Origin of the sequence: Novosphingobium sp. (assembly GCF_036733805.1) — a bacterium.
Taxonomy (GTDB): Bacteria; Pseudomonadota; Alphaproteobacteria; order Sphingomonadales; family Sphingomonadaceae; genus Novosphingobium.
Genome location: NZ_DAIMZT010000001.1, coordinates 99,809 through 117,594, shown reverse-complemented (window position 1 = coordinate 117,594; position 17,786 = coordinate 99,809). Strand labels below are relative to the sequence as shown.

Below are 17,786 nucleotides of genomic sequence, written 5' to 3'. Positions count from 1 at the left end.
CAGCGGCAGACCGCTTACTCCCTCCCCGCCTGCCGTAACAATCGCTGAGCACGGGCAAGATGAGGCCGGTCAAGCATGCCGCCCTTCCAACCGATGGTGCCGACGCCGGGGTGCGCGGCGAACAGGGCGACGATCTCCTGCGCTTCCGCCACCTCTTCCTCGGTGGGCGTGAAAGCCTGGTTAATCACCGGCACTTGCGCCGGGTGGATGGCCATCATGCCGCGAAAACCATCGCGTCGCACCTTTTCCGCCCGTGCGCGCAAGGCATCGAGGTCCCTGAAATCGGCGCTGATCGTTTCGATCGCAGTGACGCCGGCCGCCGCGGCGCCCAGCACCGTCAAGCTGCGGGCCAGTTCGTAAGTGAAGGCATAGGAGCCGTCCGGATTTCTGTTGGACGACGCGCCGATGGAATCCGCGAGATCCTCTGCGCCCCAAGTCAGCGCCACGACGCGAGGCGCCCCCTTGTAATCGCCGGTGTGGAACATCGCCTCCGCGGTTTCCGTGATGAGCACGATCACCGGAGTGGACCCGTCCTCAATGCCATTCGCGACTTCGAGCGCGGAGAGGCAGTGATCGAGCTTCTCGACATCTGCGCGCCCATAGACCTTGGGCAGCATGATCCCACCAGGTCGGGCCGGCATGACCGCGGCAAGGTCTGCTAGAGTATAAGATCCGTCGAAAGGATTGATGCGCACCCACAAGCGGTGACGCTGCTCGGGATGGGCCTTGATGAAATCATGCACCATCGGCCGCGCATCCGCCTTGCGATCGGCTGCGACCGCGTCTTCAAGATCGAGCAGGACGATATCAGCCTCGCCCTCCATCGCCTTGGTCATCTTCTTTTCGCTGTCACCCGGCGCGAAAAGCCAGGACCGCGCGGTAATGGGTTCGTGATTAAAACGCATGTGCGTCCCTTTAGTAGTCCCCGCCGGGGGCCTCAATAGCCCTTGGCCCCAGAGCCCTTCAGGTGGCGTCGTTCGCAATATGCCGCGGCTCGATGTGTCTGACACTTAACGAAAAATCCATGGCCACGTTTTCTTAAGAATGAGCGGTAAAGTTCCCAGGCATAATTTAACTGCCCCGCGACAGCCGTGCGGAGCCAAAAGGGAGAGTGTCATGGACACCCGCGTATTTGGGCATTCAACAAAGGTCGCTTTTGCGGATGCCTACCCACGGCAATCCCGCAAGCTGACGCATGACCTCCTGGATGAGCCGTTGTTGACGCTCGATGCGCTTGCCAATCTTGCCGCCGCGCTTCCAGCGGAAAGCATCGAATACAACCCTGGCGCCCTTCCGATCGGGATTGCCCCCGAATACGTGCCCGCCAGCGAGCTCGGTGTCGTAGAGACGATTCGCAACATCCGTGAAAGCGAGTCCTGGGTGGTTCTCAAGCATATCGAGCAGATAGATGCCTACGCTGTCCTATTGGAGCGAATCCTGGGCGAGCTTGTCCACATCGTCGGCCCGCGCACGGGCGCGATGATGCAGCGAGAGGGCTTCATCTTCATCTCCTCGCCCAACGCGGTTACGCCGTTCCATTTTGATCCTGAGCACAACATCCTTCTGCAGCTCTCCGGCTCGAAGACGATGACCCTGTTCCCTGCCGAGGACGAAGCGATCAATCCGCCGATCGTGCAGGAAGCTTTCCATTTAGGGGAACATCACCGCAACCTGCCATGGCAGGAACACTTCGCGGAACGGGGAACCGCAATCACCGTCGGCCCAGGTGAAGCTATCCATGTCCCGGTAAAAGCTCCGCATTGGGTGCAGGTGGGACCGGAACCCTCGATCTCGCTGTCCATTACTTGGCGCTCTGAATGGAGTTATGCGGAAGCCGACGCGCGGGCGTTCAACCGGACGTTGCGCAAGCTTGGCCTGAAGCCGCGCAGCCCGCGCCCGTTTCCGGCGCGTAACCGTGCAAAGGCGCTGGCCTGGCGAGCGATGAGCAGAATAAGCCCGTGACCATTGTGGATCTACGGAACGAAAGGCGGCGGGATACGGTGATTCCGATAGATGCCGCCTAACTTGACTTCAGGCATCAAGAGGCATTCACTGCGCCAATAAAAAAGCGGGTTTGCAATGCCATGAGTTCCGAGTCCTCAGAAACAGGGCGCCGGCGGCGCAGCCGGTTGCGTGTGCGGTTGCCCGCGCGGTTGGTAACCCGCACGGATACGCAGCCCGTGGTTCTTGAGGACCTCTCGCTTCACGGCGCCAGAGTGGCGACCTCAACCCAATTGAAACTGGGCAGCGAGGCCGTTCTCGAATGGGGAAATTTCGAAGCCTTTGGTGAAGTGGTCTGGTGCGCCGGCGGTCGCTGCGGCATTTCCTTTTTCGATGCCGTCACGCCGCAGATGCTGCTCGACACCCGCGATCTCGACGATGCCACCCGCTTGCCACAGGACAAAGAGCTTGCGCGGCAAAACGCACGGCAATGGGCCGAGGGCAAGATACGCCTCTGACCTTGCGGTGAGGCAGCCGCCCCTCCCGGCGGAGGGAGAACGCCGGGAGGGGCGGCAATCAGACCGATCCAATCAACCCAGGTCGAAACGATCCGCATCCATGACCTTGACCCACGCGGAGACGAAGGCCGCGACAAAAGCGCCTTCGGCATCGTCGGCGGCATAAGCCTCCGCCAGTGCGCGCAATTGCGAGTTCGAACCGAAGATCAGGTCCACCCGAGTGGCCCGCAGCTTGGCTTCGCCGGTCTTGCGGTCAGTAGCGATGAAAATGCCGCCTTCGCCCTGTTCCCACGTCATCGCCAAGCTCGCCTTGAGCAGATTGACGAAGAAGTCGTTGGACAGCACGCCGACACGGCTGGTGAATGCGCCCAGGTCCGAGCCACCATGATTGGCGCCGAGCACCCGAAGCCCGCCGATCAACACTGCCATCTCGGGCGCGTTCAATCCCAGCAACTGCGCTCGGTCAACCATCAACTCCTCCGGTGAGCGGTTCAGGCCGACGCGCGCGTAGTTGCGAAAGGCGTCAACCTTGGGTTCAAGCGCTGCGAAGGAAGCCACATCCGTCTGCTCCTCGCTCGCGTCCGTGCGCCCAGGGGTGAAAGGGACAGTCACCTCGTGCCCGCCATCCCCGGCCGCCCTTTCGATCGCTGCAGCCCCGCCCAGCACGATAAGATCGGCCAAGCTGACCTTCTTGCCACCACTCTGCGTCGCGTTGAACGCGCTCTGGATCCCTTCCAGGACCGCCAGCGCCCCGGCCAGTTCAGCGGGCTCGTTCACCGCCCAGTCCTTTTGTGGCGCCAGCCGGATGCGCGCGCCGTTGGCGCCGCCCCGCATGTCCGATCCCCGGTAAGTCGAAGCCGAGGCCCAGGCAGTGGCGACGAGCCGCGAAACCGAGAGCCCCGAGCTCAGGATCTTCGCCTTGAGTGCGGTTATGTCCGTCTCATCGATCAGCAGGTGATCGACCGTCGGCACAGGGTCCTGCCAAACGCGGGGCCGCTCTGGCACTTCCTTGCCGAGATAGCGCGCATGCGGCCCCATGTCCCGATGAGTCAGCTTGAACCACGCTTCGGCGAAGGCCGCCGCGAACTCGTCCGGGTTTTCAAGAAACCGGCGTGATATCTTCTCGTACGCGGGGTCTACACGCAGCGAGAGGTCAGTGGTCAGCATTGTCGGGCGACGTTTCCGTGCGGAATCATAGGCATCCGGTATGACTTCCTCGGCGTTCTTCGCGACCCACTGATGTGCGCCTGCCGGGCTCTTCGTGAGTTCCCATTCGTAGTTGAACAGGTTCTCGAAGAAGTAGTTGCTCCACTGCGTCGGCGTCTGTGTCCAGGTCACTTCCAGGCCGCTGGTGATGGCGTCAGCGCCGGCCCCCGTTCCGTGAGTGCTGAGCCAGCCGAGACCTTGCGCCTCGATCGCCGCACCCTCCGGCGCGGCGCCGACATGCGCGGCATCGCCCGCGCCATGTGTCTTGCCGAAAGTGTGACCGCCGGCGATCAGCGCGACAGTCTCATAATCGTCCATCGACATGCGCGCGAAAGTGTCGCGTATATCGCGTGCCGCGGCCAGGGGATCGGGATTGCCGTTCGGCCCTTCGGGATTGACGTAGATTAGACCCATCTGCACGGCGGCAAGTTGGTCTTCCAGTTCACGGTCGCCGGTGTACCTTTCGTCCGCCAACCAGGCGCCTTCCGGTCCCCAGTAGATGTCATCTTGAGGTTCCCACACGTCAACTCGGCCGCCGCCGAAACCGACTGTCTGCAGCCCCATCGATTCAAGCGCGCAGTTGCCCGCCAGGATCAACAGATCAGCCCAGGAGATCGCACGACCATACTTCTCCTTGATCGGCCAGAGCAGCAGCCGTGCCTTATCGAGGTTGGTGTTGTCCGGCCAGGAATTAAGCGGCGCAAACCGCTGAGCACCGTCACCGGCCCCGCCCCTTCCATCGCTGATCCGATAAGTGCCGGCGCTGTGCCACGCCATCCGCACGAATAGCGGGCCGTAATGGCCGAAATCGGCCGGCCACCATTCCTGCGACTCCGTCATCAGGGCAAAGATATCCGCCTTTACCGCATCAAGGTCCAACGCCTTGAACGCTTCGGCATAATCGAACTGCTCGCCCATCGGATTGATGCTGGGCGGGTTGAGTTTGAGAACGGAGAGATCGAGCCGATTGGGCCACCACATCTGGTTCGACAAGTGGCGAACGATCGCTGTCCGGCTGGCGCCGTGACCCATGGGGCATTTGGTTTCGGCATTCATGATTGCACTCCTGTAATCGCTTTCCAGCGGGCCTATTCCGCCGATCTGTTGAGTTTTGATTACGCCCGAATACGCAATCGCCAAAAGCGGACGATATTGTGATTATAATCGGAAACATCGATTTATATCGTTGAGCACGGCTTGTGCGGTTCATCGCCTCCGCTTATGGGCGTGCCTTGTTCCAACGCGGGCTACGGGAGCATAGATGGCCGCCTTCACCAAGACCTCGGCGCTGATGGCGCGGGGACGCGAATTTCTGGGCAGTGAGCATGCGATCCTGTGCGGGGCGATGTCTTGGGTATCGGAACGCAATCTTGTTTCCGCGATCAGTAATGCCGGTGGCTTCGGCGTGATCGCCTGCGGGGCAATGACACCCGATCTGCTCGATGCCGAAATAACGGCAACGAAAGGTTTGACGGCAAAGCCGTTCGGCGTGAATCTCATCACCATGCACCCGCAGATCTTCGATCTGATCGAGGTCTGCGCAAAGCATGGAGTAAGCCATGTCGTGCTGGCCGGTGGCATTCCGCCCAAGGGCAGTGTCGAGGCGATCAAGGCCCACGGCGCCAAGGTCCTGTGCTTCGCTCCCACCCTGGCGCTGGGCAAGAAGCTGCAACGCGCGGGCGCTGATGCACTGGTGATTGAGGGCATGGAGGCGGGCGGACATATCGGCCCGGTCTCGACTTCGGTTCTGGCGCAGGAAATCCTGCCAGCGCTTGCCGCCGATCACCTCGTGTTCGTCGCCGGTGGTATCGGACGAGGCGAGCTGATCGCGGGATACCTGGAAATGGGCGCAGCGGGCGTCCAGCTTGGCACGCGCTTTGCTTGCGCCACCGAATCCATTGCTCACCCGGACTTCAAGAAAGCCTTTTTCCGCGCCTCGGCCCGCGACGCGGTGGCCTCGGTGCAGGTCGATCCGCGGCTGCCGGTGATCCCGGTGCGGGCGCTGCGGAACCGGGGAACCGAAGAGTTCACCGCAAAGCAGATCGAGGTGGCGCGCTTGCTTGACGAAGGCGTGGTGGACATGGCCGCCGCGCAGCTTGAGATCGAGCATTTCTGGGCCGGTGCCTTGCGCCGCGCAGTGATCGACGGCGATGTTGAACACGGTTCGATCATGGCCGGCCAGTCGGTCGGCATGGTGACCAAGGAGGAACCCGTGGCGGAGATCATCGTGGCGCTTATGACAGAAAGCGAAGCGGCTCTGACCAATCGCGGCGGTCTGGCGGGCTAAGGAACTTGCCATGTCCGAACCGATGATCCTAGCTCTTTCCTGCGCTGATCGACCCGGCATCGTCGCTCGCGTCACCGGCTATCTCGCGCAAATGGGCGGCAACATCATCGAAGCGCAACAGTTTAACGACCTGGCCGAAGACAAGTTCTTCATGCGCGTGGCCTTCGATCCGGGCGCAGCCGATCGTGAGGATATCCGCGAAGGCTTCGGCCCGATCGCGCATGAGTACGGCATGGCCTGGTCCATGCGCCGCCGAGACCGTCCGCGTCGGGTGCTGCTGCTGGTCAGCAAATTCGACCATTGCCTGGTTGACCTGCTTTACCGTAAGCGCATCGGCGAGATCGCAATGGATGTTGTCGGGATCGTCAGCAATCATCCGCGCGAAGCGCTAAACCTCTCGATGATTGGCGACATCCCTTTCCATCACCTGCCAATCCCAAAGGACGCCAAGACGCAGCAGGAGGCGAAAGTGCGGGCGCTAGTCGAGGAAACGCGCGCGGAGTTGGTCGTTCTGGCGCGCTATATGCAGATCCTCTCAGACGAGATGGCCGCTTATCTTTCAGGCCGGTGCATCAACATCCATCACTCGTTCCTGCCGGGCTTCAAAGGTGCGAAGCCCTATCACCAGGCTCATGCGCGCGGCGTGAAGATGATCGGGGCGACAGCGCATTACGTGACGACCGAACTGGATGAAGGCCCGATCATTCACCAAGACGTGGAAGCGATCACTCATGCGGACAGTCCGGCAGACCTGGTGCGCAAGGGCCGGGATATCGAGCGGCGCGTCCTGTCCGAAGCCGTGCGATTGCATCTTGAGGATCGCGTACTGCTAAACGGCAGCCGCACCGTCGTATTCCGCAGCTGAAAGTGTCCGCCGCGTACGAATGTTTCGAATTTGAGACAACTGCACGAACAACTGATGGCGGTCGATCCTGATTAGCAAGTCGATGCCTTGCCAATTTTTAATTTTCCCGGAATTTTGCTCACGAAAGCTAGGCCGTGAACTTGCAGTTCAGTTTCCTCATAGACTGAGCCTCGCGTAAAACAGATTTTTCGCCTAAGGGATTTTGGTCGATCAGGGGGTGATCGGCGATTTTGCGAGTTGTCGCAGGGCCTTATCGCGAATCTTTCGTCCTAACGGATTTGCGGTCACGCCGAACTGAAATTTGGGGGAGCCAGTTCGTTGGTGCTCAGGAGCTTCTTTTCAAGCAGCAAATCGGCTCAGCTCGAGGGGGCTGCCACCGAAACGGAAGTGAAAGTCGGTCCAGCGGCGGCAAGCGCGCGCGAACTGGCCCACCGGCAGCTGATCGAGGACATCGGAGCCTTCCTGATCGATAATGATCTGGAAATCTCCGAAGCTAACCTCACGATTGCTTTCGGGGTTTGTTCCGGCAATAATCTTGCATTGGCCAAGCAGGTCACCGAACGCCAGGCTTCCGGGCTGCCCATCACGCAGGCTTGGCTTGACGAGCACTGGCAAGGGGGCGAAGACGCCGTGGGCCGCATCGCCGACAGGCTGGACCGGTCCCTCGAAAGCTTTGCCGCCACAACGCGCAACGCCAGCAACACCGCCGCTCAATACAACAGCGAAATGCAGGTTCACGTCGAAAGGGTAGGCGAAGCGCAAGAGCGGGAAGAAATCCGCAACCTGACGACGCTTGCTATCGCCATGCTCGAGCGGACACAGCACCTCGAACATGAAATGAAGCGTAGTGAGCGCGAAGCTCAGACGCTGCGTAACAGCCTTGCAAAGGCGCGGCGCGACGCCGATCACGATCACCTTACCGGTCTGCCGAACCGACGCGCGTTCGAGGGGCTGCTCGAACGGCATTACCGTGAAGCGCAAAAGGAGCTGGACGCGCTGAGCGTGGCCTTCTGCGACATCGATAATTTCAAGCTGGTCAACGACTTGCATGGCCATGACACCGGCGATCGGGTGATCCAGGCCATCGCCTCCGCGCTTGCCCAGATCAGCGACGACAATTGCCACGTCGCCCGCCACGGCGGCGAGGAGTTCGTCATGCTGTTCCGCGGCGCGGGAAAGACGGAGGCGAAACGGCGGCTTGATGAAGTGCGCGAAGCCTTCGCGCAGCGCAACTTCATCAATCGCCGGACGGACGAACCAATCGGCAGGATCACCTTTTCAGGCGGGGTTGCAGATGTCTTCGCCTACCCTTCCACACGCGATGCGCTCAAGGCGGCCGACGTCGCGCTTTACGCGGCGAAGGAACAAGGGCGCAATTGCGTTATCGCGGCTTAGGTTTGGAAATGCACATTCCGGCATTCCCAATCCCGCGCAGGGCGTTTTCAAGTCAAAGCGCGAACTTGACTAGGCTCGGCTTGTCAGGTCGTTAACGCCTTTCTCTTACCGCAGCTGCGGGGAATCATGATGGCTGTGCCATCTGGGTGTTCATGCAGTGCTCGCGTTCGCGGATATCATTGACGCAAATACGCTGATCGTCGTCAACGCTATGCTCAGCGCTGTTTCGGCGATGGTCATGTTCGTTGTCCACCTGGGCAATCGCCAAGCGGCGGGATTGAGGAGCTGGGCGCTCAGCAACTTGTGCTTCGCCATCGGGTTCGCCCTATTACTCACCTATGGGGTCGGGAAACCTTATCTCGATGCGCTCAGCGCCAATCTGATGATCGATCTCGGCGCGATCGTGGCGTATCTAGCGGTCTTGCGGTTTCTATCGAGGCCGCTGCGCGATCTCGGACTGATCGCGCCGTCGTTGGCGCTGATGCTTATGGAAACCGTCCTTTTTGTGCGGGACGGCGTGAACATGGGCGAAATGGTTGTGCTGGGCGTGACCGCCAGGGGAATCGTCACTTTCGGCGCCGGATGGATGTTGCTGCGCCATGCCGATGCGAACCTGCGACATGCGGCGATGCTGTCGGCGGCCTTTCATTTCCTGTGGGTCGCAATGCTGGCGGCCCGCGCCTGCTGGTGGCTTTTCGGCGGTTACAACGAAGTGGATTGGGATCCCACTACCCCGGCGGCACTCATCGCCCGCATCCTGCTGACCTTCGTGGTAACCCCAAGCTATCTTTGGATGTTGACGCGCCGGCTCGACTTCGAACTGATGCGGCAAGCGCGAGAGGATGCTTTGACGGGCGTGGCTAACCGGCGCGCGATTTGGGACCAAGCGCCGCGCGCGCTTGCTAACGCAGCGCGCAGTGGCAAGGCGGTGTGCCTGCTCATGATCGATGTCGATTACTTCAAGTCCGTAAACGACCGTTTCGGTCATGCCATGGGCGACCAGGTCCTCGTCGGTGTCGCCTCCGCGCTTTCCTCGCAATTGCGTCCGGACGACACGATCGCGCGGGTTGGAGGTGAGGAATTCATGGTGCTTTTGCCGGACATCGCGACGGAAGATGCGATGAATCTCGCTGATCGTTTGCGGCTGGCCGTGGAGAAAAGCGAATTTCCTCTGCCTGGGGGAGACATGCTGCGATGCACCGTCAGCATTGGGATGAGCCAGTTCATCAGCGACAACCGCAATTGGGAAACCCTGGTGCAGGATGCTGACGGCGCGCTCTATTGCGCCAAAAATCTGGGACGCAATCGCGTGGAGCTGGCTCCTCCGCACGAGGCCCTCGTTCCCGCGTAACGCCGATCAGCCGTGACAGGCCCATCCACTTCGGGTTAGCCTGCAAGGGCGGAAGGGCAAGACCGGAGAAACCAGCATGTGCGACGAATTTACAGCCCGCGCCGAAGACGCCAATCTTGCGCGACGCGGCCTTAATCGCCGTCAGTTCGCCGCAATGAGCGCTGCCGGAATCGCATTGGTCAGCTGCTCCGGTCCCGTAAAGGCGGGTGGAGGCGAAGTGGATGAGAAAATGATCTCGATCACCACTGCGGACGGCGTGTGCGACGCGTTCTTCGTCCATCCCGCCAAAGGAAGCCACCCCGGAATCATCATGTGGCCTGATATCGCCGGGCTGCGCGAGGCGTTCAAAGTCATGGCGCGCGGCCTTGCCGCAGAGGGCTATGCGGTGCTCCTGGTCAATCAGTACTATCGTTCCGCTCCCGCGCCGATCATGCAGAGCTTTTCGGAATACCGCACGCCGGAAGGCCAAGCCAAAGTTCAGCCGATGCGCGCGCTCCTCGATCCCGCTGCGATCGGCCGCGATGCGGCGGCGTTCGCGGCGTTTCTCGACACGCAGCAAGAAGTGGACAAGAAGCGCGGAATCGGCAGCAACGGTTATTGCATGGGCGGCCCCTTCACCGTGCGCTCCGCCGCGGCCGTGCCAGTGCGGATCAAGGCTGCGGCGTCGCTCCACGGCGCCGGACTGGTCACTGATGCGCCTGACAGTCCATATCGGCTGCTTGGCAAGACGCAGGCCCGCTTTCTTTTCGCCATCGCCCGCAATGACGATGCCAGCCAACCCGAACAGAAGAGCGAGTTGCGCAAGGCGGCCGACGCTGCTCATCGCCCCGCGGAGATCGAGGTCTATTCCGCAGATCACGGTTGGTGCGTGCCGGATTCACCTACTTACGATCCCGACGCCGCGGACAAAGCCTGGAAACGCATGCTTGCCTTGTTCACGGACCTTTGAGGGGAACCGGCGGTTTCGCTTGCCGCCCGCTTCCTTACCGCTAGAATCTTGCCGGCAACAGCGGGAGGGTTCGGTTCGCCATGGGTATCAGTAGTTTCCTGATGATGTTGATCGTCGTTGTGGCGGTGTTCCTTATGATGGGCGTGCGCGTGGTCCGGCAGGGCTACGTTTACACGATAGAGCGGCTGGGAAAGTTCACGCTTGCCGCCGAGCCGGGGCTGCATCTCATCATCCCGTTCGTTGACCGGGTGGGCCAGAAGATCAACATGATGGAGCAGGTCCTCGACATTCCCGGCCAGGAGATCATCACGAAGGACAACGCCATGGTTGGCGTCGATGCCGTGGTGTTCTTCCAAGTGCTCGACGCGGGCAAGGCGGCTTACGAGGTGCATGGATTGCATATCGCGATCATGGCGCTCACCACCACAAACCTGCGTACGGTGATGGGCTCGATGGACTTGGACGAAACCCTGTCGAAGCGGGATGAGATCAACGCCAAGCTGCTGGTCGTCGTCGATCATGCGACAGCGCCTTGGGGCGTGAAGATCACCCGTGTGGAGATCAAGGATATTCGGCCCCCAGCGGACATCTCGAACGCGATGGCCCGCCAGATGAAGGCGGAGCGCGAGAAGCGTGCCGAAATTCTGGAGGCGGAAGGCAAGCGCGCTTCGGAGATTCTGAAGGCTGAAGGTCAGAAGCAGTCGCAGATCCTCGCTGCCGAGGGGCGCCGCGAAGCTGCTTTCCGCGATGCCGAGGCGCGCGAACGCGCCGCTGAGGCTGAGGCCAAAGCCACGCAGATGGTGAGTCAGGCGATCGCCGAAAGCGGCAGCCAGGCCATCAACTACTTCGTCGCGCAGGAATATACAAAGGCGGTAAAAGCTTTCGCGACCTCCCCCAATGCCAAAACCATCCTGTTTCCGGTTGAAGCCACGCAGCTTATCGGCACGCTGGGCGGCATTGGAGAACTGGCCAAGGAGGCGATTGGGCGCAGCCCGACTTCGCAGGTCGAGCCACCGCGCCGTCCGGGGCCGGCCGTGCCGCCCGCCGGAGGGCAGTAATGAGCCTGGCGGGCGACATAGAGTTCCATTACACTTGGCTGGCGCTGGGGCTGGTGCTCGCGGTCGCGGAAATGGCGATCCCCGGCGTTTTCCTGATCTGGATGGCGGGCGCGGCGCTAGCAACGGGGCTTATCACCTGGGTGCTGCCGATCGGGGTGCCGATCCAGATCGGCCTCTTCGCCGTTCTCTCGATCATCGCGGTCTTTGTCGGTCGCCGCTACATCGATAGGCATCCGGTGGTCAGCGCCGATCCCAAGATGAATGATCGCGGCGCCCGTGTGATAGGCGAAACCGTGGTGGTGACCCAGGCGATCGAGGGCGGACAAGGCCGCGTCAAACTGGGCGACAGTGAATGGCTGGCGCGCGGCGCCGACGCGGCAGTGGGCACTCGCTTGCGCATATCCGGGCATGACGGCGTCGTGCTGGTGGTGGAACCGATCGCCTGAAGGACGAGCCCGGTTACTGAGAACTATGTCGGAGGAGCGGGTCCGAATACCCCGATGGAACGAATCCGCGATCGATCGATCTGTGAAACCTCAGTCACGCCCAGCAAGGCCAGATCGCGTTCAAATTCTGCACGCAATGCGCCAAGGACCGCTTCCGCGCCCGCTGCTCCACCGGCGCCTAGACCGTAAAGGCCCACCCGGCCGGCCATGCACCCGCTCGCTCCCAAAGCAAGAGCTTTAAGCATATCGGTGCCACGACGAATGCCGCCGTCCACGATGATTTCGGCGCGTCCGTCCAAGCGCTCCGCTATAGCCGGCAGCATGTCCAGAGGAGCCACAGCCGCATCGAGCTGTCTTCCGCCATGGTTGGAAAGAACGATCGTTCCAGCCCCGTGGTTGACCGCCATCTCCGCGTCATCCTCCGCAAGGATACCCTTGACCGCAACCGGTCCGCCCCATTGCTGCGCAACCCATTCGAGATCGGCCCACTTGATTGAGGGATCGAACTGCTGATTGATGAAGGTGAGCAAGGGCACTCCGGGATCGGCCCGGTCTCCCTTGAAATTGGCGAGCACCACTGGCCGGCGAACAAGCACATTCCAGCACCAGCGCGGGCACTGCGCAAAGTCGAAGAGCGTCTTCAAGCCGAATTTCGGTGGGATCAACATTCCGCTGCGTCGGTCCCGCTCGCGGTTGGCCGGAACTTGCACGTCAACCGTCAGGATCAGAGCCTTATAGCCTGCCGCTTTGGCACGCTGCAGCAGTTCAAGCGTGATGCCCCTGTCACGAAAGAGATAAAGTTGGAATGCCTTCGGACCCTTCGTAGCCGCGGCGACCTCCTCGATCGAGCGGCTGGCCATGGTGGACAACGAGTACAGCGCCCCCACCTTTTCCGCGGCTCTGGCGATTCCGATCTCCCCATCGGGATGCAGCAGTCCCGGCATGCCAGTTGGACCTACAACGAACGGCCACGCGAGATTCTGACCCATGACCGTGGCTTGCGCGCTGACACGGCTTACATCGTTCATGGCTCTTGGCAGGAGCGCCCAATCACCAAACGCAGCGCGATTGCGCGCCATCGTGCGTTCATCCTCAGCTGCCCCGTCAAAAAAATCGACAATGGGCCGCGGCAGTTTCCGTCGAGAGACTCGCGCGAAGTCCTCCACGTTAATACATGCCCGCAGCGCCTTAGACATGAAAACGGTCCATTGTCTTCTCCCGAAAACTGTATATCTTCTTCGGAAGGTTAAATGCCGGTCGCGCTCCAGTCAATCATTTCGCTGGCCGGCATCCAAACGCAATACCGGCACACTGTGAGAAGGCTTTCCAACCGTGCGGCGAAAATTGGTTTGACTTTGCGTCTCGCATTTCTTCCATGGAAACAAGAAGGCTAAGCGACAACAGGGCCTCACGGCCGCAGCCGACCAAAGGCCAGCGAAAGATCAAGTATATGGACATACTCAACGGCAAGACGGCGATAATTCTGGGCGCCGGTGCCCCCAACAACATGGGCCAGGCGATCGCCCAGCGTTTCGCGGCCGAGGGTGCGTCTGTCATGGTTGGTGGCCGCAACGCTGACGAACTAGCCCGCTTTGCCGAAAAGATCGGCGGTGCATTCACGACCTGCGATATCACCAGCGAGGATGATCTGGATTTACTTGTTTCCCGGACCGTGGACCAGTTCGGTAAGCTGGACATCGCCGTCAACGCAGCGGGCCTCAATCAAGTCAAACCCTTTCTGGACGTTTCCCTTTCGGAACTGCGGCAGGTCACGGACGTCCAGTTCATCGGTGCTTTTCAGTTCATGCAAGCAGTACTGCGGCAGATTGCTGATAAAGGATCAATCATCCATATCTCGTCCGTCACCGCGCATGCCTTGCTTCCCAATCACGCTGCATACATGGCTACGAAGGCGGCTTCGGACGTGTTGGTTCGCGCGCTGGCCATGGAATTTGGCACACGCGGCATTCGGATAAACAGCATAGCCCCCGGACCGACCGACGATACTCCGATGGCTGCGGGTCCACTCTCTGACGAGGCGACCCGGCGACGCATTACCGAGGCAACGCCGCTTCGCCGCCTAGGAACCGCCGCAGACATCGCCGAAGCCGCGCTTTGGCTTGCGAGCGACAACGCCTTCATCACCGGGGAAGTGTTGCAGATCAACGGCGGCCGCGCCATTCACCGGCTGGGTTGAACACCGCGTGGCCGCCTTTTCAAAGGCCCAGATCACTCAATGAGGGATGGTCATTCGGCCTTCGGCCTTCCGTCCAATGGAAAAGGCGGTCCTCAGGCGCGATAGCCAAATCGTTGATCGAGGCATGGCGATGCGTCATCAAGCCATCCTCATCAAATTCCCAGTTCTCGTTCCCGTAGGCCCTAAACCAGTTTCCAGCGTCGTCGCGCCATTCATAAGCGAAACGGACCGCGATCCGATTTCCCGAATAGGCCCAAAGCTCCTTTATCAGGCGATAATCCAGTTCACGCTCCCATTTGCGCGTGAGAAAAGCGACGATCTCGTCGCGGCCAGTCACAAACTCTGCGCGGTTCCGCCACTGGCTGTCGAGGCTGTAGGCCAGCGACACTCTGCCCGGATCGCGGCCATTCCAGGCATCTTCGGCCGCCTGGACCTTTTGACGGGCGGTTTCTTCGCTAAACGGCGGGAGGGGATGGCGCTTTTCGCTCATGAACTCTTCTTTCTCTCAATGTTTCCGTATTTGAACGGACAGGTCTGTCTGTTTATTGACGCAGACGGAGTTGTCTGTCAACTATCATGCATGGAGACAATCAGCCCGCGAGCAAGCGGCGTAGACGGGGTTCGCGATCGCGTCCTGTCAACCGCCACCCGCCTCTTTTATCAGGACGGCATTCGCGCGACCGGCATTGACCGCGTAATTGGTGAGGCCAAAGTCGCCAAAGCCTCTTTCTATCACCACTTTCCTTCAAAGCGCGATCTGGTGAATGCATTTCTCGACCAGCGGCACCGCAACTGGATGTCGTGGTATGCTGCCGCGGTGGAAAACCAACTGCCGACAGAAGGCTTCGCCGCTGTCGGCACTGCGCTGTTCGATTGGTTCGACCTGCCGGATTTCCGGGGATGCGCTTTCATAAATAGCTGGGTGGAATTCGGCGCGGATTTTCCGGCGGCATTCGATCACAAGCAGGAATTGAAGCAGTTCGTCGAAGGCGTGGCCGGACGCCTCGAATTGAGCGATCCAGCTAAAGCGGCCGTCAGCGCGATGGTCGTGATCGAGGGCGCGATCGTCAGGGCGCAAATGGGGGCCCGCGATGGTTTGCGCGAAGCCGTTTCCGCGACGCTGCGTGACATCGCCAATTCCGGAAACGCACAGAAGCCGGCAGCCATGCCGGCTCGCTGATCGCCCCGGCAGAAACGGCTGGCCGGAAACAAAGTCCGGCCAGCCCCATCGTCAATACTGGTAAGTTAATTTCAATCCATAGGTTGCCGGATTGCCGGCTACCCGCGTGATGGTGTCTATGACGTGAGCGGCGTTGATCGTGTAAAATTTATTGAAGATATTTCGTCCCCAAACTTCGGCCTTCCAATGGCCATCAGCGCTGCCGATCCCCGCATGCAGATCCACAAGCGCATAAGAGGGCAGGATAAATTCCGAGCCGCCACCAAAGGTCGCAGGCGTGCTGCCGCGGTATGAAACGTTGCCGCCCAAGGACGCTTTCAGGCTATCGTTAAGCGCGAAGATGTAATCCGCGCCGCCCAGCAATTGCCATTTGGGAGTATTGGGAAAGGAATATCCGCCTATGTCGATATTAGCGGAGAAGGGATCACGGGTGATGTAGCTTCCCCGGACCTTTGAGTTCACGTAAGTGGCGCTGCCCGTGAGCGTCAGCCCTTCGATCGGCCGCCAGTCCACGCTAAATTCACCGCCTGCAACCCGCGACTTCGGTATCGTGACCAGACCCGGCAGGTTGCCGAACGGTGTCAAGACATAAGCAAGGATCTGCTTGTCCTTGTAATCATAATAAAAGGCCGCGCCTGCAATCTGCAGGGTCCGATTCAGCGCCGACACCTTGAACCCCGCTTCATAAGCCAGCACCGACTCCTGTGGGACCGGATTGTACTGGCCGCTGAACACCAACGGCAGCGACGAGAAGGAGCCCGCCTTGTACCCCTTCGTGATGTTGGCATAAATATGAACGTCGGCATTGGGCTTCCAACTCAGGTTGCCTCGCCAGGACACGTTGTCTTCATCCAGTTTGCCGCGCACATAGCCGCCGACCGGCGTGAACGGCGGCGGACCGGAGGGAACTGGCGACCGAAAGGTTACGCACTGCCCTGGCACCAGCGGCACTGTAGAAATCAGATCGAAACCTCTCGCTAACTGCCCGTTTCCGGTGTCCGCAAGGCATCCTTGCGCGTCGCGCTTCTGCGTGGTGTAGCGCACCGAGCCCTGCGCAGACAGCGTGTTGCTCAGCTGATATTCAAGGCTGCCGAACGCAGCGAAAGTTTCCACCTTAACGTTATTGTTGACAGTGAAGCCGTCCCACCGGAAGGGGCCGACGCCGTTGTTGGTCGCTACGGTCGAATTGACCCGGCTTTCCTTGGTGTCGTCAAAACTGTAATTGCCGCCGATCATCCATTTCAGTTTATCGCTGGCGGCAGAGCCGGCGAAGCGCATTTCGTGCGAAAACGTTTCCATCTTCGCATGAGTGACACCGAAAAGATTGGTAAGCTGCGTGCCGTCCGAATCCACCGGTGAGAGATAGTCGAGATTGGAATAGGCGGTAATCGTTGTGAGCGTCACCGCATCCGACACATCGAAATCGCCGCGCAACGAGAACTGATAGAACTTGTTGTTCTGCTTGAAATTGCGATTGGGATCCCAATCCGCGTAGCGGTCGTCATCAGGGGCTGGCGGCGTCGCGGTAAGAATGGCCTGAGGATCGTTATAGTTCAGCGATGTGGGGGAATATCGCCTGTACTGCGCCGCCCGCGTCTCGCTCTTGTCGATCCAGCCGTTTGCACTGAACTCAAAGCGCGCCACGTCGTCAGGCTTCCAATCCAGGATCAATCTGCCGGAGCTGAAGTCCCGGTCGCCCAACCGATCGCCGGGCCGCGTCACGCTTTTCTGCCAGGCCCCGCCCTGTTCGGTTCGCGCAGCCACTCGCACCGCGAGCTTGTCTGAAATCGGGCCGCTGACGAAGCCTTCCAGATTGACCTGATCGAAGCGGGCATATTCGGCGCTGGCGCGATAGGACAAGCTGTCAGTCGGTTTGGCGGCGATGAAGTTGATCGCACCGCCGGTTGAGTTCTGCCCGAACAGCGTTCCCTGCGGTCCCTTGAGAACCTCCACCCGTTCAAGATCGAGCGTGGCGCCCGGCGTCATCACCAGATAAGGCAGAGGCACCTGGTCGACATAGACCGATACCGTGGGTGACACGGCCGTCGTGTTGTCAAAGAAGCCGATGCCACGGATCGAATAGACCGGCGCCCCGTAATTGCTGGGCTGGTAGGAAAAGCCCGTAACGACCTTGGCCAGATCCGAAGGCGAAGCAACGCCGGCCTGCCGAAGCTGCTCGCCCGTGGCGGCCGTGATCGAGAGGGGGACATCGTTCAATCGCTCGCTGCGCTTCTGCGCCGTCACGATGATTTCCGCCGCTCCTCCATCCGCTGAGGTCGGCGCATCCTGAGCATAAGCGGCGGTGCTGAGGCAGCTCGACGCCATGAGCAGACAGATAGCAACGCGATCGGACATAAGGCTCCCTCTCCTGTCAATTTTATTTAATCCACTCG

16 protein-coding genes are annotated in these 17,786 nt (G+C 60.4%); 11 read left to right on the top strand and 5 right to left on the bottom strand.

Translation table 11 applies throughout. From position 1 onward, the window contains the following. Positions 1-14: 14 nt before the first annotated feature. The gene (locus tag V7D69_RS00515; protein ID WP_324062139.1) at positions 15-905 is read right to left on the bottom strand and encodes an HpcH/HpaI aldolase/citrate lyase family protein; all 891 of its coding nucleotides are present in this window, start codon (positions 903-905) and stop codon (positions 15-17) included. Between the two features lie 211 nt (positions 906-1,116). On the opposite strand from V7D69_RS00515, the gene V7D69_RS00510 reads away from it, so the two are divergent. Both V7D69_RS00510 and V7D69_RS00505 read left to right on the top strand, forming a co-directional pair. After that, entirely contained in the window at positions 1,117-1,962 is an 846-nt protein-coding gene (locus tag V7D69_RS00510; protein ID WP_324062140.1) for a cupin-like domain-containing protein, read from the top strand. Positions 1,963-2,084: 122 nt separating this feature from the next. Beyond that, the gene (locus V7D69_RS00505; protein WP_333604801.1) at positions 2,085-2,459 is read left to right on the top strand and encodes a PilZ domain-containing protein; all 375 of its coding nucleotides are present in this window, start codon (positions 2,085-2,087) and stop codon (positions 2,457-2,459) included. A gap of 72 nt (positions 2,460-2,531) precedes the next feature. On the opposite strand, the gene katG is transcribed toward V7D69_RS00505, so the two are convergent. Beyond that, positions 2,532-4,721, bottom strand: a complete 2,190-nt coding sequence (gene katG / locus V7D69_RS00500; protein WP_324062014.1) for a catalase/peroxidase HPI — start codon at positions 4,719-4,721, stop codon at positions 2,532-2,534. Positions 4,722-4,926: 205 nt separating this feature from the next. Between katG and V7D69_RS00495 the strand changes: the two genes are divergently transcribed. From V7D69_RS00495 to V7D69_RS00465, 7 genes are all read left to right on the top strand, one after another. Next, positions 4,927-5,952, top strand: coding sequence for an NAD(P)H-dependent flavin oxidoreductase (locus V7D69_RS00495; protein WP_324062013.1), 1,026 nt, complete (start codon positions 4,927-4,929; stop codon positions 5,950-5,952). Between the two features lie 10 nt (positions 5,953-5,962). After that, positions 5,963-6,817 carry a formyltetrahydrofolate deformylase gene (gene purU, locus V7D69_RS00490; RefSeq protein ID WP_324062011.1) on the top strand — a complete coding sequence of 285 codons (855 nt, stop codon included), beginning with the start codon at positions 5,963-5,965 and terminating at the stop codon, positions 6,815-6,817. 387 nt (positions 6,818-7,204) lie between these two features. Continuing rightward, a complete protein-coding gene (locus tag V7D69_RS00485; RefSeq protein ID WP_333604800.1) occupies positions 7,205-8,212 on the top strand; it encodes a GGDEF domain-containing protein in 1,008 nt (335 codons plus the stop codon). A 157-nt stretch (positions 8,213-8,369) separates the two neighbouring features. Next, positions 8,370-9,563: a GGDEF domain-containing protein gene (locus tag V7D69_RS00480; RefSeq protein WP_333604799.1), complete on the top strand. Its 1,194-nt coding sequence runs from the start codon at positions 8,370-8,372 to the stop codon at positions 9,561-9,563. 76 nt (positions 9,564-9,639) lie between these two features. After that, a complete protein-coding gene (locus V7D69_RS00475) occupies positions 9,640-10,512 on the top strand; it encodes a dienelactone hydrolase family protein (RefSeq protein ID WP_333604798.1) in 873 nt (290 codons plus the stop codon). 80 nt (positions 10,513-10,592) lie between these two features. After that, complete coding sequence (locus tag V7D69_RS00470; protein WP_333604797.1) at positions 10,593-11,570, top strand: SPFH domain-containing protein; 978 nt, start codon at positions 10,593-10,595, stop codon at positions 11,568-11,570. Beyond that, on the top strand, positions 11,570-12,016 hold the full coding sequence (locus tag V7D69_RS00465) for an NfeD family protein (protein ID WP_333604796.1): 447 nt from the start codon (positions 11,570-11,572) through the stop codon (positions 12,014-12,016). Before V7D69_RS00470 ends, V7D69_RS00465 begins: the two co-directional genes overlap by 1 nt. A 23-nt stretch (positions 12,017-12,039) precedes the next feature. Here V7D69_RS00465 and V7D69_RS00460 read toward each other — a convergent pair whose 3' ends face one another. After that, positions 12,040-13,212: an alpha-hydroxy acid oxidase gene (locus V7D69_RS00460; RefSeq protein WP_333604795.1), complete on the bottom strand. Its 1,173-nt coding sequence runs from the start codon at positions 13,210-13,212 to the stop codon at positions 12,040-12,042. A gap of 254 nt (positions 13,213-13,466) precedes the next feature. Between V7D69_RS00460 and V7D69_RS00455 the strand changes: the two genes are divergently transcribed. After that, on the top strand, positions 13,467-14,213 hold the full coding sequence (locus V7D69_RS00455; protein WP_333604794.1) for an SDR family NAD(P)-dependent oxidoreductase: 747 nt from the start codon (positions 13,467-13,469) through the stop codon (positions 14,211-14,213). 19 nt (positions 14,214-14,232) lie between these two features. Here V7D69_RS00455 and V7D69_RS00450 read toward each other — a convergent pair whose 3' ends face one another. Beyond that, a complete protein-coding gene (locus V7D69_RS00450) occupies positions 14,233-14,703 on the bottom strand; it encodes a nuclear transport factor 2 family protein (protein ID WP_324063935.1) in 471 nt (156 codons plus the stop codon). A 90-nt stretch (positions 14,704-14,793) separates the two neighbouring features. On the opposite strand from V7D69_RS00450, the gene V7D69_RS00445 reads away from it, so the two are divergent. Next, a complete protein-coding gene (locus V7D69_RS00445) occupies positions 14,794-15,393 on the top strand; it encodes a TetR/AcrR family transcriptional regulator (protein WP_333604793.1) in 600 nt (199 codons plus the stop codon). A 51-nt stretch (positions 15,394-15,444) separates the two neighbouring features. Here the strand turns inward: V7D69_RS00445 and V7D69_RS00440 are convergent, their stop codons facing one another. Further along, entirely contained in the window at positions 15,445-17,748 is a 2,304-nt protein-coding gene (locus V7D69_RS00440) for a TonB-dependent receptor (protein WP_333604792.1), read from the bottom strand. Positions 17,749-17,786: the final 38 nt, after the last annotated feature.

What these genes read in the sequence shown, in the direction of transcription:
- V7D69_RS00515 (WP_324062139.1), bottom strand. Translation starts at nt 905, where the DNA reads ATGCGTTTTAATCACGAACCCATTACCGCGCGGTCCTGGCTTTTCGCG.
- V7D69_RS00510 (WP_324062140.1), top strand. Translation starts at nt 1,117, where the DNA reads ATGGACACCCGCGTATTTGGGCATTCAACAAAGGTCGCTTTTGCGGAT.
- V7D69_RS00505 (WP_333604801.1), top strand. Translation starts at nt 2,085, where the DNA reads ATGAGTTCCGAGTCCTCAGAAACAGGGCGCCGGCGGCGCAGCCGGTTG.
- katG (WP_324062014.1), bottom strand. Translation starts at nt 4,721, where the DNA reads ATGAATGCCGAAACCAAATGCCCCATGGGTCACGGCGCCAGCCGGACA.
- V7D69_RS00495 (WP_324062013.1), top strand. Translation starts at nt 4,927, where the DNA reads ATGGCCGCCTTCACCAAGACCTCGGCGCTGATGGCGCGGGGACGCGAA.
- purU (WP_324062011.1), top strand. Translation starts at nt 5,963, where the DNA reads ATGTCCGAACCGATGATCCTAGCTCTTTCCTGCGCTGATCGACCCGGC.
- V7D69_RS00475 (WP_333604798.1), top strand. Translation starts at nt 9,640, where the DNA reads ATGTGCGACGAATTTACAGCCCGCGCCGAAGACGCCAATCTTGCGCGA.
- V7D69_RS00470 (WP_333604797.1), top strand. Translation starts at nt 10,593, where the DNA reads ATGGGTATCAGTAGTTTCCTGATGATGTTGATCGTCGTTGTGGCGGTG.
- V7D69_RS00465 (WP_333604796.1), top strand. Translation starts at nt 11,570, where the DNA reads ATGAGCCTGGCGGGCGACATAGAGTTCCATTACACTTGGCTGGCGCTG.
- V7D69_RS00460 (WP_333604795.1), bottom strand. Translation starts at nt 13,212, where the DNA reads ATGTCTAAGGCGCTGCGGGCATGTATTAACGTGGAGGACTTCGCGCGA.
- V7D69_RS00455 (WP_333604794.1), top strand. Translation starts at nt 13,467, where the DNA reads ATGGACATACTCAACGGCAAGACGGCGATAATTCTGGGCGCCGGTGCC.
- V7D69_RS00450 (WP_324063935.1), bottom strand. Translation starts at nt 14,703, where the DNA reads ATGAGCGAAAAGCGCCATCCCCTCCCGCCGTTTAGCGAAGAAACCGCC.
- V7D69_RS00445 (WP_333604793.1), top strand. Translation starts at nt 14,794, where the DNA reads ATGGAGACAATCAGCCCGCGAGCAAGCGGCGTAGACGGGGTTCGCGAT.
- V7D69_RS00440 (WP_333604792.1), bottom strand. Translation starts at nt 17,748, where the DNA reads ATGTCCGATCGCGTTGCTATCTGTCTGCTCATGGCGTCGAGCTGCCTC.